Raw genomic sequence first — 17,264 nt, 5'->3', positions numbered from 1 at the left:
CTGCATTTGAATGAACGTTTAAAGCAGGGTTTTTTGTTTGGTATCGATATGAAAATTGCAATTGTAGGTTACGGAAATATGGGTAAAACCTACGCGGGAAGTTTTATCCATTCAAGGTTTATTAAAGCAGATGATATTTTGGTGTTCACAAGAAGTATTCCCGCTGAAAAAGAAACTTTTGGTATTCCCTGTGGCAATTTTTTTACCGAGATTAGCACCAAGATTTCAGAGGTGGATATCGTAATTTTATCGGTTAAGCCTCAGGATTTTAATTTAGTGTCTTCTAATTTGAAAGGTTTTGTTACCGAGAATCAAGTATTGCTTTCAGTGATGGCAGGAGTGAAGATTCAGACGATCGAGAAACAAATGGGATGCACCAAAATTGTTCGTTCGATGCCAAACATTGCTACTCAGATTGGTATGGGAATGACCGTGTTTTCGGCTTCGTCTGATATTGATCGAAAGGAATTGTTTATTGTTCAGAATTTAATCAATACTACAGGAAAATCGGTTTATGTTGAAAATGAGTCTTTGATTGATGCAGCCACAGCGGTTTCAGGAAGTGGCCCAGCCTATGTGTTTTATTTTATGAATTCGATGATTGAGGCCGCGCAGCAACTCGGGTTTTCACATTCAGAAGCAGAATTGTTGGTAAATCAAACGTTTATTGGTGCAATAAATCTACAAAACGGAAGTTCTTTGTCTAATCAGGAATGGATTACAAAAGTGGCCTCCAAAGGTGGAACCACAGAAAAAGCATTGGAAGTTTTTACCTCGCATGAAACAGAAAACGTCATTGGTAAGGCGGTAATGGCAGCCAATGCACGAGCTCTGGAATTGGGTTCATAATTTTGGAACAATAATTGAAGAATAAAAACTAATTTTGACAAATAAAATTTAAAAATGAACAAGCTTTTTACCTTAGTTTTTGTATTTATTACAGCCGTAATATCTGCTCAGGAAACCAATAAAATGGACGAAAACGGAAAACGTCATGGTTTGTGGAAAGGCGTCTATGAAGATTCAAAACGTCCTCGTTATGAGGGTACTTTTGAGCACGGTAAAGAAGTAGGTGTATTCAAATATTTTGATAATACGGCTAAGTTGGTTGTGATTGCAACACGCGATTTTTCGGCCAACGACGGTTCCCACTATACTACATTTTATAACCAGAAAGGGTTTAAAGTAAGTGAAGGACGCGTGATTGGAAAAGATACTTACGATGGAGCTTGGAAATACTATCATTTGGATTCTCCTGCTGTGATGACGGAAGAATTTTATGTGAAAGGAAAGCTTAATGGTACACGAAAAGTTTATTTCAGCTCCGGAAAAATTACCGAAGAGGCTAATTATGTAAACGGAAAAAAAGAAGGGCTTTATAAAAAATACAACGAAAAAGGAATTGTTTTAGAAGAAGCAACTTTTAAAAATGATGAATACGATGGGATGGCGACTTTTAAAACCCCTGAAGGTAAATTAGCCGGACAAGGAATGTTTAAAAACGGAAAAAAAACAGGTATTTGGAAAATGCTTGAAAAGGGTAAGTTGAAGAATGTTAATATGAACTTTCAAGGTAAAGAATTCCAGAAAAGAACAAAACCTGTTGGAGAAGGGAAATAAAAGAATATGAAACGAGTAGTTGTTGGGTTATCGGGAGGAGTAGACTCGAGTGTTGCAGCCTATCTTTTAAAAGAACAGGGCTATGAAGTAATCGGCCTTTTTATGAAAAACTGGCACGATGATTCGGTTACAATTTCAAATGAATGTCCGTGGCTGGAAGACAGTAATGATGCGCTTTTAGTTGCTGAAAAACTAGGGATTCCTTTCCAAACTGTCGATTTAAGCGAGCAGTACAAAGAACGTATTGTCGATTATATGTTTAACGAGTACGAAAACGGTAGAACCCCAAACCCGGATGTGCTGTGCAACCGTGAAATTAAGTTCGATGTTTTTATGAAAATCGCTTTAAGTCTTGGTGCCGATTATGTGGCAACAGGACATTATTGCCGTAAAGAAACCATTGAAAAAGAGGATAAAGAAATATATCAGTTGCTTGCAGGTGTGGATGAAAATAAAGATCAGTCTTATTTTCTTTGCCAATTATCGCAAGAGCAGTTGTCCAAAGCGTTATTTCCTATTGGCGAATTGACCAAACCGCAAGTTCGGGAGATTGCAGCCAAAATGGAATTGGTAACTGCTGAAAAGAAAGATTCTCAAGGACTTTGTTTTATTGGAAAAGTGCGTTTACCTGAGTTTTTACAACAACAACTTCAGCCTAAAGAAGGTTTGATTTATGAAGTAACTGCGGATAATCCTTTGTATTCAAAAGAAAAACCAGGTTTTGCCTCTTTGGAAGATGAGCTAATCTTCGAGTCTCAAAATAAAACCTATACCCCTGAAATTGCAAAAATGGTGGGGAAACACCAAGGTGCACATTATTACACCATCGGACAGCGCAAAGGGCTTAATGTTGGTGGAACTAAGGAACCGTTGTTTATTATTGCTACTGATGTAAAAACCAATGCGATTTATACTGGTCAAGGAAATAATCACCCTGGGTTGTTCAAAAAAGCATTATTTGTAAAAAATTCTGAAATTCACTGGATTCGTGAAGATTTGTCTCTGGAAAATGGACAATCCATGGAAATCATGGCAAGAATTCGTTACCGTCAGCCTTTACAGAAAGCAAAGCTTTATAAATTTGAAAGCGGAATGTATGTTGCTTTTGAAGAGCCACAGTCTGCAATCACCGAAGGACAGTTTGTTTCGTGGCATATTAATGATGAATTAGTTGGTTCGGGAGTAATTTCATAAATTAGCCTAAACCAAAACCAAAAGCTATGAAGAAAACGGTACTATTTTTTGCGTTGCTTTTTAATCTCGTTGTTTTTTCTCAGGAAGATGCCTGGGTTTATTTTACCGACAAACCCGATGCTCAGTATTATCTTGACAATCCTCTGGAGATGCTTTCCCAGAGAGCTCTTGACAGAAGAACAGCGCAGGGGATAAGTTTATCGGTTCAGGATGCACCAATACATCAGCCTTATGTTGATCAGATAAGTGTTGCTACAGGAATTACTGTTATGGCTAAATCTAAGTGGATGAACGCGCTGCATGTTCGAGGGGAACTTTCTGATATCCAGAATCTTGTCAATTTGGCTTTCGTAAATCATATTGATTTTGCCAACAGAAGCCTAAATTCAACCTCTAAAATTGGTTCATTACCAAAAATACCTTCATCGGTTGTAAATAAATTTCAGGATATTCAGGCAGACTACAACTACGGAAATTCGGTAACACAGGTGCAAATGCTTAACGCCCAGTGGTTGCATGAGCAAAATTTTACCGGTTCAGGCAAAGTTGTGGCTATCATGGACGCTGGTTTTCCGGGAGTAGATTCCCAAGCACCTTTTCAGCGTTTAAGAGATAATAATCTTATTTTAGGCGGTTACGATTTTGTTAACAGGGACGAAAACCCTTATACTGGTTATCAACACGGAACTCAGGTTCTTTCCAGTATGGGAGGCTATGTTGATGGGCAATTAGTTGGAACTGCGCCAGATGCACACTATTATTTGTTCAAAACCGAAGATACTTCAGAGGAAAACCCCGTAGAGGAAAGCTATTGGGTAGAAGCCTTGGAAATGGCAGACAGTTTAGGGGTGGACGTTGTGAATACTTCTTTAGGTTATTTTACGTATGATGTACCGAGTTATTCCTATACTTATGCTGATATGAACGGTCAGGTTTCTTTTGCTTCACGCGCTGCCGATATCGCTTTTAGTAAAGGGATGATTTGTGTGGTTTCAGCTGGAAATACGGGAAGTACAATAAACCCGCATATTGGCGTGCCTGCCGATGCTGCAACAGTTTTGACCGTTGGAGCCGTAACCAATTCGGAAATTAAAGCAGGTTTCAGTTCAACTGGCCCTTCTGCGGATGGAAGAATCAAACCCGACCTGATGGCTTTAGGTGTTAGTGCCACATTAGCTAGCCAAACCGGAGATATTATCTTAAATAACGGAACCTCTTTTGCTTCTCCAATTTTAGCCGGAGCAGTAGCTTCTTTCTGGAGCGCTTTTCCCAATAAAACCAATACAGAAATCATTCAGTTGGTTAAAGCCTCTGCAGATCGATTTTCGAATCCGAACAACAACTACGGTTATGGTATTCCAGATTTTCAGTTGGCGTATACCAATGCTTTGTCTGCATCTTCATTTGACAAAAAAGATTTTAGCATATATCCAAATCCGACTCAAAATAGAATCATTATTACTTTTAACGAAACAATTTCTGAGGGAGTGATTGCGTTTTACAATAACCTAGGACAATTAGTCCTGAAGGAAAAAATTAAGAACAATAAAGAGTTAGCCCTTGATAATTTAAATTCAGGAATCTATCTTTACAAAATTACTTTAGACGGTGTTTCCGAAACAGGAAAACTGATTAAGAAGTGATCATTATTATGAATAAAATTACACAACTTTTTAATATCAAATACCCAATTATTCAAGGGGGAATGATTTGGAACAGCGGCTACAAGTTAGCCAGTGCAGTAAGTAATGCAGGAGGTTTAGGCTTATTGGGAGCCGGATCGATGTATCCTGAAGTTTTACGCGAGCATATCCAAAAATGTAAAAAAGCTACCGATAAACCTTTTGGTGTAAATGTTCCGATGCTGTATCCTAACATTGAAGAAATTATGAATATTATTGCAGAAGAAGGCGTGAAAATCGTATTTACTTCTGCAGGAAACCCAAAAACCTGGACGTCCTTTTTGAAAGAAAGAGGGATTACCGTAGTGCACGTGGTTAGTAGTTCTAAGTTCGCTTTAAAAGCTCAGGAAGCAGGTGTAGATGCCGTTGTAGCTGAAGGTTTTGAAGCCGGAGGTCATAACGGAAGAGAAGAAACCACAACGCTAACCCTGATTCCAATGGTTCGTGAAAATATAACCATTCCACTTATTGCAGCCGGAGGAATTGCTACGGGTCGCGGTATGCTGGCAGCAATGGTTTTGGGAGCAGACGGAGTTCAGATGGGAAGTCGTTTTGCCGCTTCTTTTGAAAGTTCCTCGCATGATAATTTCAAACAGACTATCCTTGAGGTAAAAGAAGGCGACACGCATTTAACTTTGAAAGAATTGGCGCCGGTTCGTTTAGTAAAAAATAAATTCTATAACGATGTACAGGAATTGTACACCAAATGCCCTACCACAGACGAATTAAAAACATTACTGGGCAGAGCCAGAGCCAAGCGCGGTATGTTTGAAGGTGATTTGGATGAAGGCGAGTTGGAAATCGGTCAGATTGCAGGTTTAATTCATGATATAAAATCGGTTCAGCAAATTGTTGACGATGTGATGGTCGAGTTTGAACTGGCAAAATCGCAAGTGGCATCATTATTGTAAAATTTCTAAGTAAAAAGAAAGAATATGAAGTTTTTAAAAAATATCGCACTAGTTTTTTTATTGTTTGTTGGCTTTAACGCATCGGCTCAGGCTTATCGTTTTGAAACGACCGGAGTTAGTATGAGCATCAAAAATGCTAAAGGGAAATGGAGTCCTTATTCCGATTTCAAGGATGTTAAGATTGTGATTACTCTGGACACAAATAAAGACCGAATTGTAGTTTATTCCGAGGTTATTCAGTTGTATACCATTTTAGCTTATGAAGGTGAAGATGAGGCAAAAAACGACGGGATTGACACCTTTCAATGTGTGAACAACGATGGAGAAAAATGTGTAGTAACCATTCGTTCCGATAAAGCAAGCGGTGCTAAACAGCTTTACATCAAAGAAGACAGCAGAGTTTTAGTCTACAATATGAAACTTGTAAAATAAGTAAAAGTCCCGTTTTTTCGGGATTTTTTTATAAACCATACTATGAAAAGAGTTCTTCAGTTTTTAGTTTTAGCAGCTATTAGTAATTTGTCGGCACAAGAAAAACCAAAATTAGTGGTTGGAATTGTGGTCGATCAGATGAAAATGGAATACCTCTATCGTTTTTCAGATGATTTTTCAAATCGAGGGTTTAAGCGATTAATGAACGACGGCTTTACCTTTCACAACACGCATTACAACTATATGCCAACTTATACTGCGCCCGGTCATGCTTCTGTTTTTACAGGAACAACTCCGGCCGTTCACGGTATTGTGGGCAACGAATGGTTTAATAAAGCTACGGGTAAAGAAATGTATTGTACCGATGATGAATCGGTGAAAACAATTGGGGATGGAACTGTAAGTGAAGGAAAGATGTCGCCTAAAAATCTTCAGGCAACTACAATTACCGACGAGCTGAAATTAGCTACCAACTTCAAAGGAAAAGTAATCGGAATCAGTTTAAAAGACCGAGGTGCGATTCTTCCAGCCGGTCATTTTGCCAATTGGGCGTTTTGGTACAGCCAGACCGGAGCGTTTATTTCCAGTACGTTTTATGGGGAACAACTTCCGTCTTGGGTAACCGAATTTAACAATCAGAAACATTTTCAGAAATACATTGATAAAGGTTGGAACTTACTCAAACCTAAAGAAACGTACAATGAGAGTTTAAACGATAACAATCCTTATGAAGGGAAATTGTTTAAACGTTCGCCATTTTTTCCTTACAGTTTAAAAGAAATGTATGCCGAAAACAATGCAGGGGTATTGCGTTCTACACCTTTTGGAAACAATTTGATAGTAGATTTTGCTGAAAAAGCCATTGAGGCTGAATCACTTGGAAAAGACGAAACCACCGATTTTTTAACGGTTAGTTTTTCTTCTACCGATTATGTAGGGCATCTTTTAGGGCCGCGTTCCATAGAGTTGCAGGATACGTATTTGCGTTTGGATCAGAGCATAGGTGATTTTTTAGAATACCTGGATAAAACGGTCGGGAAAAACAATTATTTGGTTTTTTTAACTGCTGATCATGCTGGTGCTGAGAATGTTACTTATTTAAAAGATAATAAGTACGAGGTGGATAATATTCCGTTTAAAAATATAGAAAATGATTTGAGCAGGTTTTCAGAAACTATGTTTGGTGCGAACTTAGTGCTTAATTATTCCAATTATAATTTATTTCTGGATAAAGAATCAATCAAGAAAAAAGGACTGGATTTAAGTAAAGTAAAATCAGAATTCAAAACTTTTTTGATGACGCAGAAGTATGTTAAGAATGTTTATACCGAAGAAGAAATTCGGTTGGCAAACCCTTCAGATTACTATTTAGGAAGTATTGTTCGTGGTTATGACCCGGTTCAAAATGGAGAGTTGGTCATCAACTTTAAACCGGGTTACGTAGAATACACGGCAACAGGAACAACACACGGAAGCCCTTACAGTTACGATACCCATGTGCCGCTGATGTTCTATGGATGGAAAATACCTAAAGGCGAAACCCACGAGAAAAAATACATTACTCAGATTGCACCAACACTAGCTCAAAAATTGAAAATTACATTTCCTAACGGTACGGAAGCCAATGTACTGACCGAGGTTTTAAATAAATAATTTCTGTTTAAAAAATGTTGTAGAAATCCCAGTAAATGAACCCTCCGATTAAGATGATGTAACTCAACAGGTTTAAAATAAGGATGAATTTTGAAATGCTATTGAAGGTTTTGTCCCGGAAAGCTTTAACCGTATGTTTGCCAATTGGCATTAAAAGCAATAGCAGTAAAAAGGGGATGTATGATGTAGCGGATACCAATCCTGAATAATAATCCTTATAAGGTGCTTTAAAGTAAAAAACATTGATGTTGGTACACAAAACGAACATGTAATAAAATAAGATTATGCCTAAAGGTAAAAAGAGCAGTATGTATTTGGCATACTGTTTTTTGTTTCTGAAGTAGTTAACACTGAAATAGAACGATGAAAAAGCCGAAAATATACCGATAAGCATCAGTAGCAATCGCAATCTTCCGTTGTTTTGAGGTATTTGATAAGTAGCCAGTTTTTCGAACTCTTCGTTTTTTGTAAATAAGTTCTGGATTTCAATACTGTGATCGCCTTTGGCCAGCTCTTCTTTAATGTTGAATTGTACGCTTTTCTGATAATTATGATAAAAATAAAGATGTACAGTTGCTTCTTTTGTATTCCAGATAGAGGTAAGCAATGTTCCGTCTCCAATTTTTTCACGACAAACACTCATGGTGTCGGACAAAGCCGTACAAAAAGCTAAGGAAGTGTCCATTTTGTTTTTTAGGAAGGTAACGCCATTGCGGTAACGGTCAAGTCGCATTGCTTTTTCCGTTGTGGTTTCAGAAGGGCAAAAGTTCGACAAAACGTATTTAGGATCATAACCAACAGTCATCAGGTAAGGTTCTACCACAAGGTATTTTCCCGAAGGTTCTGCATAAATAAAAACATCCTCGAGAAAATAACTGTGATCGTATTTACTGATGAATTTCTGAACATCATCTACAGTTTTACAGTTGTGCAATATATTTTTGAGATAAGCAGTAGGATTGGTGATTTTTAAACGATTTTCAAAACCGGAGCGTTCTTTTTTTGTAATAGCACTCGCTAATCTGGAATAACAAAGCCCGTATTCGTTCATCCCGGATTGCGGGGCGAAACCATTCTCGCCATCAAAACGAGAGCCGGTAAAAGCAGCTCCATATTGATAATTGTTGTTTGCGTTTTCGAACCAAATGTGCGGAGTTGTTCGCCAGGCATCTTCATTGCAGCCTACAACAGTTTTTCCATTAACAGTGATTTTGTACATACTGCAACAAAAAAGTTGTTGTGTTGAAAAAAGTAAAATGCATAAAAACAATCTTGTAAAATTTATGAGTGCCTTCATCTGGTTTTAATTAGGTTGTAAGATTAAAACGACTTTAAGGGTGAAATGTTACAAGAAAAATAAAAAATCCCATCGCAATGATGGGATTTTTCTAACTATAATTCAATTTCAACCTGATTTCTCAGAATATCTTCAAAGGTTTCACGCTGACGTATTAAATGTGCTTTATCGTCTTTCCAAAGTACTTCTGCTGGTTTAAAACGTGAGTTGTAATTGGATGCCATGGTAAAGCAATAGGCTCCCGCATTTCTGAAACTTAAAATGTCACCTTCTTTAATTTCAGAAATTCTTCGGTTGGTGGCAAAAGTATCAGTCTCACAAATGTAACCTACTACAGAGTAAAAGCGTTCTTTGCCTTTTGGGTGTGAAATGTTCTCAATAAAATGTTCCGAACCGTAAAACATAGGGCGAATCAAATGGTTAAAACCAGTGTCGATTCCTGCAAAAACCGTTGAAGTCGTTTGTTTCACCACATTAACTTTTGCAAGGAAAAAACCAGCTTCACTAACTAGAAATTTTCCCGGTTCGAACGTTAAAGTAAGTTCACGGCCGTATTCTTTTTCAAAAGCCAAAAAGCGTTTGGTTAATTTTTTGCCTAACTCTTCCACATTGGTTTCGATATCACCTTTTTTGTAAGGTACTTTGAATCCGCTTCCGAAGTCGATAAAATCCAATTCTTTGAAATGTTTTGCAGTATCAAACAGGATTTCGGCTGCATATAAAAATACTTCGATGTCCAAAATATCGGATCCGGTGTGCATATGAATTCCGTTAATGTGCATTTTTGTATTTTCCACAATTCGTAATAAATGGGGTAACTGGTGAATGGAAATCCCGAATTTACTGTCGATATGACCCACAGAAATGTTTGTATTTCCACCTGCCATTACATGGGGATTGATACGGATGCAAACCGGAGTATTCGGATGCTTTGCTCCAAATTGTTCCAAAATTGAAAGATTGTCAATGTTGATTTGCACCCCTAAAGCGGCCACTTCTTCAATTTCATCCATAGAAACACCATTGGGCGTGTAAATAATATGATCCGGAGCAAAGCCGGCATGTAAACCCAATTGAACTTCCTGAATGGAAACTGTGTCAAGCCCGGAACCCATCTTCTTCAGTAGCTTAAGAACAGATAGGTTTGACAATGCCTTTACTGCATAATTGATGCGCAGCTTCTCCACCTTGGAAAACGCATTGGTTAAACGGTTGTACTGTGATTCGATTTTCGCGGCGTCGTACACATACAGCGGACACCCGAACTCTTCTGCCACTGAGAGTAATTGATTAGATTCCATTTTTAATTAAATTTTTCGTAAAAATAGCAAAGTTTTTGATTTGATTATTGTTGAATTGATAATTATAACGAAAATATAACTTGATTTTTATTTTTTTAACATGTTGTTGGTTTTTTGTCTTATTGTTGGTTGAACTTAATAACGGTAATGTAGGTTTTTTCTTTTCACTAAATTTAGTTAGAAGAAAATCATTAAAACTAGGGATTGATTGTTTTAAGCATTTTTACTATCCTTGCCTCTACAAATGCTCACAACTTTGTAAACACTTAATCATTTCAAAAGCCGCTCGATTGAGGGGCTTTTTTTATTGCTAATTACTCAACTTAAAATAATATGAAATGATTCTTTATTTTTCAATATTTCAATAAATTGAGCGACTCAAAATTTTAATCAAACGGTAATTCGTGTTCAAAAAATGAAGTGATTTTGATGAGCCATAAAAAGAATGGTGAGTTAGGTTGTAAATTTTTCATGCAAAAGTGAGATCGTTTTTCTTTATTACTGTCAAAAAAATACAATTGTTTTTTTACACTTTTCTTCGTGGTTTTTGCAAAAATCAGTTTGATTTTATCATCGTAAAAACCAATTGTTTTACCTCATAGTAAGAAAAAAACCATATTTTAATTCAAATTTAACGCAATGTTAGAAAAATGTAAAAAATATTAATAACCATTTGTTTTACAGTGTTTTATGATTTGATATTGGCTTTCTAAATTCGGTAAAAAGGAAAGCTATACCATATAATAGTATATATACTATGGGTATTTTTATTGCAGAACCATAACTGAAAATTGTAATGAAAATGCAAAAAAAATTACACCCAACTCAATCAGGTTTTTTATGGAATTGTATTGATGATTTTTTCTCCAAAACTCATGAGTACCTTTTGCATAATAAACTAAAAGAGAAACTCTTGTTTTTCTTTCTCTTAATCTTCTCCTTTTCAGGTTACAGCCAATTGTCTACTGAAGGTTTTGAAGGTGGTATTCCAGGCAGCTGGACCCGCTTCCAAAACACTTTCGGAGTAGCTAGTTGGACAACCATCCCAGATGGATATCTTGGAGGGAATGCTGCTTATATTAATCCTGCTTCCGATAATATCGGTTCAGGTAATACCGCAGAATACTATTTAGCCACTCCTTTAGTAACTGTTCCTGTAAATGGAGAAGTTCGTTTTCTAACGAAACAAGGGAGTGCTACTGATAATGGTACTATTTACCAATTGCGTATGTCCACTTCTTCACAGCCGGACATCGACGGTTTTAACGTAATCTTGCAAACTTGGACGGAAGCACAGTTAGCAACAACTTATGAAGAAAAAAATGTACCAATCCCAACGGGTATTCCGGCTGGATTGGATGTTTATTTCGCATTTGTAGCAGTAAATACCCAAACTGGGGCTGTTGCAAGTGGCGATTCTTGGTATGTTGATAACGTTCGGGTGATCGAAGGTTGTTTGAAAGTTGAGCAAACCAATTTCACAGTAAGTAATTTAACCTCAAATAGCGCAACACTATCTTGGACACATCCAACCGCTTCCAATTTTGAGATTCAGGTAGTTCCACAGGGCAATGCACCTGCAGCTGCCGGTACAGGTACTGCAAATAGTTATAATGCGTCTTTATTGTCTGCTAACACCAATTATGATGTTTATATTAAAACGATTTGTGATGCTACCACAGCAAGCGGTTGGGTAGGTCCCTTTCCATTCAAGACGCTTATTCTTGGAACGCGTTGCGACGATCCTATCGTGATTGCACCAACCCAGGCAGTTCCTTATGTGTTAAATGCAAATTTGAATATTTTTCAGAATGCTGCGGTTACTTATCCGACAGCAGGTACAGGATGTTTAGCTTCAGGAGTTACAGGGAATTACCTTTCTGGGGCAAAAGCATTCTTTAAATTTACACCAACACAAACCGGTTTGATGACCATTACTACCAATCCTTTGGGAAGTGCTGGTGGTGCCGGTTGTTTTGCGAATACTTCAACAGGAACATTTGTTTATCAGGATTGTGCCAGTGTAGGGGTTTCCTGTCTTGCAGGAATGACTACCAATGCAGTAGGACCTAAACAACTTTCCAATGTTTATGTGCAGGCCGGACAAACCTATTACATCGTTTTGTCTTCGAATTTAACACCAACTGCTAGTATCTGTTTTAATTTAAAAGTAGAATTCGCTACTTGTGCGGCTCCTTCAGTATACAGTTATAAAAATTTATTGCAAACAAGTGGATTGTTCTCTTGGAATAATGTTGGAAACTTAGCAAACGCATGGGAATATTTAGTATTACCGACTGCTGCTGCTGCTCCAACTGCCGGAACATCTGGAACTCCAACGAGTACAAATGTTGACAATCCCGCTTCTGGATTAACAGCAAATACAGCTTATAAATTATATGTTCGTTCGGTATGTGGTGGTACACCTGGTCCTTGGAGTGCGGGTTTTCCATTTAAAACACAATGTACACCGTTTTCTACACCGTATTCAACTCAGTTTACAGGGACTTCTGCAACTGTTTCAGAAGCATGTTGGACTCCAATTGATGTGAATAACGACGGATTAACCTGGTCTTATTCTACCAATACATTTTTACAAACCAGTACTTATCAGAATGGAAATCATGATATGATGGCCAGTCCGCAAGTAAACTTTACTGGTGTTCAGAAAAGATTGCGTTATAAATACAGTGTTAGTGGAGGTACCCCAACAGGAAAATACTCTGTTCGTATTTCTACAACCGGTATTGGTGCAGCAGATTTTGTTACGGAATTATTGCCGGAAACAACAATTACAAATGCTACGGCGTTAGAAAAGATAATCAATATTCCAACCTCGTTCACAGGTCCAATTAATATTGCTTTTGTTGTTGTACCGGGAACGGGTCAAACAGCAACAAGGGTTATTATTGATGATGTTTTCATTGAAGACAAACCGGCGTGTTCAGATCCGATAACTCCGATTGCTCAAAATATCACTACCAACTCAGCAGATTTAAAATGGGTAATGGGTGATGTTGAAACACAATGGGAGGTGGCAATTCAGCCTTTAGGTTCTGGAGTGCCAACAGGAAACGGAACTTTAGTGGGCGTAGGTGATGCCAACGTTACTTTTGCAACTCCAAATGTAACTTATACAGCTTCAGGTTTAAACCCTGCAATCCGTTATGAGTATTATGTGAGAGCATACTGTTCATCCACTCAAAAAAGTAACTGGGTAGGGCCGATTGCTTTTACAACTTTGTGTGGTAGTTTCAATGCTCCTTATACAGAAACTTTTAACGATTCTGACATCAACACAAAAAAATTCTGTTGGTCGATTAACGATGCCAATACGGATAATTTAAAATGGGCTATCAGTGCCGGAGGAGAAGCAGCTATCAGTAGAGGTTTTGCAGCTCCAACCGGATTTAACGATTGGTTGATTTCTCCTGTAATTAATGCGGTAGGAAATAAAAAATTAACGTTTAAGTATAGAGCTTTAGCACATATATTTGCTCCTAGTCCTAGACATGGTGTTCAGGTATTAATTTCTACTACAGATACCAATCCGGCAAGTTTCACCGAAATTATGCCTTGGATGGAATTTTACAACACGGTATATCAGGAACAATCACTTTATTTTACAGGAACTGGACCTGTTTATATCGCGTTTAGAGTACCTCCTGGTGCTCCATCTCCTGGAACATTATCGGTATTGAATATTGATGATGTGAAAATTGAAGATGCTCCGGCTTGTCCAGATCCTTCAGCGATTAGTTCAGCTCTTATCACTCAAAATTCAGCAAGGTTGTCATGGAGGCAAGGTTATGCGGAAACTCAGTGGGAAGTAGCGATCCAGCCACAAGGAACAGGTGTTCCGACAGGTTCAGGTACTTTAGTTGGTACAGGAACTCCAGGCTTTACTTTTACAGCTCCAAATGCGGTTTATAATGCTACAGGTTTAGCTCCGGCTACAGATTATGAAGTATATGTGAGAGCTTATTGTGGTACTTCTAACACGAGTAATTGGATTGGACCAATTTATTTCAGAACCTTATGTACTCCATTCAGTACTCCATTTGTTGAAACGTTTAATACTGATTCTACAAGTGAAAACTGTTGGAGAATCAAAAATGCTAATAACGACAGAAATCAGTGGAATTTAGATGTAACGGTTAATCCTTACGAAGGAAATCATGCAGCTGGAATCTTTACCGGTTCTAATGGTGCTAACAATGATTGGTTGATTTCTCCAACAATCAATGTAACAGCAAACCAAAGATTACGTTATTATTATAGAGTTTACAGTTCAGACTTTACAGAAGATTTAGAGATTAGATTATCTACTAACGGAGTGGAAGTAAGTGAATTTACCACTGTTTTGTATGATTCGTCTTCCGATCCTGTTTTAATCAACAATGAACTGTATAAAGAAAAAATTATTAACCTGCCAGCGGGTATTACTGGAAATATAAATATTGCATGGTTTATACCAACTGAGACGCCAAACCCTTGGGGATATAGAGGACAACTATTGTTCATTGACAAAGTTGTTGTTGAAGATATTCCAGCATGTGCGCCACCATCAAATGCGATTGCTCAGGCAATAACAGATACTCAGACACAGATTCGTTGGGATGCTAACGGTTCGGAAACTTCTTGGGAAATTTCTGTTCAGCCTTACGGAACTCCTGCACCGGTAGGAGCTACACAGCCGCAATATCTTTATACTGCAACTGCTAATCCATACACGGTTACAGGACTTACTCCTGCAACTAGATATGAATACTATATTAGAGCGATTTGTAATGGGCCACAAGAAGGAGAATGGGTTGGACCATTTGAATTTACAACCCGATGTAGCTTTGTTGATATGTGTCAGTACACTATTGTTTTAGACAATGGAGCAGTAGGTAGTGGACCGGCTGGACCAATTCAGGTGATTCAAAACGGTGTTATTGTACAGGAGATGAGGTTCCCAAGTTCAACCCCTTCAACACAGGCGCCTCCATCAGAGTTTATAATTTCTTTATGTAACGGTGTTGAATTCTCTTTATTCTGGGATGCAATTGGAACAGTTCCTAATCAATGGCCAAATGCACAGGTAAGAATTAAAGATGCTTCGAATAACGTAATCTGGTCAAGTGTACCAGGTTTAGGAACCCCAAGAAGAACACTTTATACGGGAGTTTCGTCTTGTAGCACGGTGGTTTGTCCACAGCCAACAAACATAGCGGTTAACAGTCAATCAGTACTTACCTGGACAGCAGGTGGTTCAGAAACACAATGGGAGGTATATATCCAACCGGTTGGTTTTGGAGAGTTGCCTCAATCTGGAACTATGGTGTTTACCAATTCTTATACACCTCAGGCTTCAGATTTTACTGATGCAAATGCGGCAACTTACGAGTATTTTGTAAGAGCTGTTTGCGGTAGCGGAAATAACAGTTTTTGGTCTGGACCAAAAGTATTTGTACGAAATGATGATGCTTCCAACGCTCTTGTATTACCAATTAATGCCAACGAAGAATGTACAGTTTCCGGAGATGTTGTGACTCTTGTGGGAGCAACGCCTTCACCGGAACCAATGTCTTGTACCGGAACCAATAATGGAGATGTTTGGTTTGAATTTACCGCAACATCAAGAGTGCACATTATCGAAGCTAATGGCTTTACAGGTAATTTCTATATTTCTTCCGGTGATGAACCTTATCCGGATATGACCATGACTTTGTATAAAGTTACGGGAAGCGGTCTTCAGGAGATGAGATGTAGTAACAACAATTCAATCATGGCAATGTATTCCAGCGAATTAATTGTTGGTGATACTTATAAAGTTCGTTTAACCTTAAATAGTGCTGCGCCAAGTACAAGACAGTTCAAAGTGTGTGTTAAAACCCCGTTAGATTTATGTAATGTTGATGCGGTTAACTATGATTTTGAAAATCCGCCGATGCAGCGAGTTACCGGTGTAAGTACTATTGGAACCGAATTTGTTGTACCGGGATGGAGAGTGAATTTAGATACATGGGATGCGATCTTTTTTAATGAAGCTTTAAATACGGTAGGAACAGGACCTTATTCTGGAGGACAATGTATTCAATTGTTAGCAGATCCTGTAACCAGTTGGAATCCAAGTGATCCTAATGTCAAAGGTTTGTATAAAGACCTTGATACTTCGGAGGCTACTGTAATCGATTACAGTTTTGCACATGCTCCGAGACAAGTAAACGGAAGTACTGTTCAGTTGTATGCAGGACCACCTTCGGGACCATTTACTTTGGTTACAGAATCAAATCCTACAGATGTAAACTGGCATTTTAACCAAGGAGCTTACACCGTTCCTGTTGGTCAGAATACTACACGTTTTATCTTCAGATCTAAAGAAAATGTAATTGGAAATCTATTAGATGCGGCGAATTTCAAAGTAAACAATGAAATTAAAACTGCCGACAAGACATTAACTTGTAATGAAGTGACTACTCTTGTTGAAGCAGAAGGAATAGGCCAGTGGATTGCTGATGCTGCTAACCCGACTGCGACTATTATTGAAACACCAAACGTTAAATCTACAAATATTTCAGGATTCAATACTCCTGGTGTTTATGTATATCATTGGAAAACACGTTATTGTGATAAAACGATTTCAATAACTTATCAAGGAATCAACGAAGTTGCAAGTGTGACTTCTCCGGCAAATTATTGTGTTACTCAGACAGGTTCGTCATTAACAGCCAATGCTCCGGCAGGTTATACGTTAATGTGGTATACACAGCCAGTAGGTGGAACAGGAAGCACAACTGCTCCAACTCCAGATACTTCGACAATCGGTTCAACAACTTATTATGTGAGTGTTGTAGATGCTGGCGGATGTATCGGACCTAGAACAGCAATAACAGCACAGGTAAATGCGCTACCAACAGCAACTATTTCAGGAACAACCACAATTTGTTCCGGAGGAACTGCTACGGTAACGTTCAACGGAACACCAAATGCTACAATAACTTATACAGTTGACGGTGGAGCAAATCAAACGGTAACGCTTGACGCTTCAGGAACAGCTAGTGTTACGACTCCAGCTTTAACAGCGGATAGCACTTATGCTTTAGTGAATGTAGCTTCTGCAGATGCAGGTTTATGTATCCAATCAGTTACAGATTCAGCGGTAATTACAGTTAATGCTTTACCAACG

At 38.2% G+C, this 17,264-nt stretch carries 10 protein-coding genes; 8 read left to right on the top strand and 2 right to left on the bottom strand.

Going from position 1 to position 17,264, the window contains the following annotated elements; all coding sequences use genetic code 11:
- Positions 1–6: 6 nt before the first annotated feature.
- From proC to pafA, 7 genes are read left to right on the top strand one after another with little or no spacing between them, the layout of a single operon-like run.
- The gene (gene proC / locus LZZ90_RS13410; RefSeq protein WP_237791220.1) at positions 7–849 is read left to right on the top strand and encodes a pyrroline-5-carboxylate reductase; all 843 of its coding nucleotides are present in this window, start codon (positions 7–9) and stop codon (positions 847–849) included.
- A 54-nt stretch (positions 850–903) separates the two neighbouring features.
- Complete coding sequence (locus LZZ90_RS13405) at positions 904–1,620, top strand: toxin-antitoxin system YwqK family antitoxin (RefSeq protein WP_237791219.1); 717 nt, start codon at positions 904–906, stop codon at positions 1,618–1,620.
- A gap of 6 nt (positions 1,621–1,626) precedes the next feature.
- Positions 1,627–2,814 carry a tRNA 2-thiouridine(34) synthase MnmA gene (mnmA, locus tag LZZ90_RS13400; protein ID WP_237791218.1) on the top strand — a complete coding sequence of 396 codons (1,188 nt, stop codon included), beginning with the start codon at positions 1,627–1,629 and terminating at the stop codon, positions 2,812–2,814.
- Between the two features lie 26 nt (positions 2,815–2,840).
- Positions 2,841–4,457 (top strand): S8 family serine peptidase, encoded by a 1,617-nt coding sequence (locus tag LZZ90_RS13395; protein WP_237791217.1) that lies wholly within the window; start codon positions 2,841–2,843, stop codon positions 4,455–4,457.
- 8 nt (positions 4,458–4,465) lie between these two features.
- Positions 4,466–5,407: a nitronate monooxygenase family protein gene (locus LZZ90_RS13390; RefSeq protein WP_237791216.1), complete on the top strand. Its 942-nt coding sequence runs from the start codon at positions 4,466–4,468 to the stop codon at positions 5,405–5,407.
- A gap of 24 nt (positions 5,408–5,431) precedes the next feature.
- Positions 5,432–5,839, top strand: coding sequence for a hypothetical protein (locus tag LZZ90_RS13385; RefSeq protein ID WP_237791215.1), 408 nt, complete (start codon positions 5,432–5,434; stop codon positions 5,837–5,839).
- Between the two features lie 42 nt (positions 5,840–5,881).
- Entirely contained in the window at positions 5,882–7,492 is a 1,611-nt protein-coding gene (pafA, locus tag LZZ90_RS13380; protein ID WP_237791214.1) for an alkaline phosphatase PafA, read from the top strand.
- A 7-nt stretch (positions 7,493–7,499) separates the two neighbouring features.
- Here pafA and LZZ90_RS13375 read toward each other — a convergent pair whose 3' ends face one another.
- Both LZZ90_RS13375 and lysA read right to left on the bottom strand, forming a co-directional pair.
- Positions 7,500–8,711 (bottom strand): hypothetical protein, encoded by a 1,212-nt coding sequence (locus LZZ90_RS13375; RefSeq protein WP_237791213.1) that lies wholly within the window; start codon positions 8,709–8,711, stop codon positions 7,500–7,502.
- 173 nt (positions 8,712–8,884) lie between these two features.
- Positions 8,885–10,090, bottom strand: coding sequence for a diaminopimelate decarboxylase (gene lysA / locus LZZ90_RS13370; protein ID WP_237791212.1), 1,206 nt, complete (start codon positions 10,088–10,090; stop codon positions 8,885–8,887).
- Positions 10,091–10,892: 802 nt separating this feature from the next.
- Here lysA and LZZ90_RS13365 point away from each other — a divergent pair.
- A partial coding sequence (locus tag LZZ90_RS13365; RefSeq protein ID WP_237791211.1) for a choice-of-anchor J domain-containing protein occupies positions 10,893–17,264 on the top strand: 6,372 nt, incomplete at its 3' end.

This window comes from Flavobacterium sp. SM15 (assembly GCF_022012335.1).
In the GTDB taxonomy this organism is placed as follows: domain Bacteria; phylum Bacteroidota; class Bacteroidia; order Flavobacteriales; family Flavobacteriaceae; genus Flavobacterium.
This window is presented reverse-complemented; position numbering and strand designations above follow the sequence as displayed.

What these genes read in the sequence shown, in the direction of transcription:
- LZZ90_RS13405 (WP_237791219.1), top strand. Translation starts at nt 904, where the DNA reads ATGAACAAGCTTTTTACCTTAGTTTTTGTATTTATTACAGCCGTAATA.
- mnmA (WP_237791218.1), top strand. Translation starts at nt 1,627, where the DNA reads ATGAAACGAGTAGTTGTTGGGTTATCGGGAGGAGTAGACTCGAGTGTT.
- LZZ90_RS13395 (WP_237791217.1), top strand. Translation starts at nt 2,841, where the DNA reads ATGAAGAAAACGGTACTATTTTTTGCGTTGCTTTTTAATCTCGTTGTT.
- LZZ90_RS13390 (WP_237791216.1), top strand. Translation starts at nt 4,466, where the DNA reads ATGAATAAAATTACACAACTTTTTAATATCAAATACCCAATTATTCAA.
- LZZ90_RS13385 (WP_237791215.1), top strand. Translation starts at nt 5,432, where the DNA reads ATGAAGTTTTTAAAAAATATCGCACTAGTTTTTTTATTGTTTGTTGGC.
- pafA (WP_237791214.1), top strand. Translation starts at nt 5,882, where the DNA reads ATGAAAAGAGTTCTTCAGTTTTTAGTTTTAGCAGCTATTAGTAATTTG.
- LZZ90_RS13375 (WP_237791213.1), bottom strand. Translation starts at nt 8,711, where the DNA reads ATGTACAAAATCACTGTTAATGGAAAAACTGTTGTAGGCTGCAATGAA.
- lysA (WP_237791212.1), bottom strand. Translation starts at nt 10,090, where the DNA reads ATGGAATCTAATCAATTACTCTCAGTGGCAGAAGAGTTCGGGTGTCCG.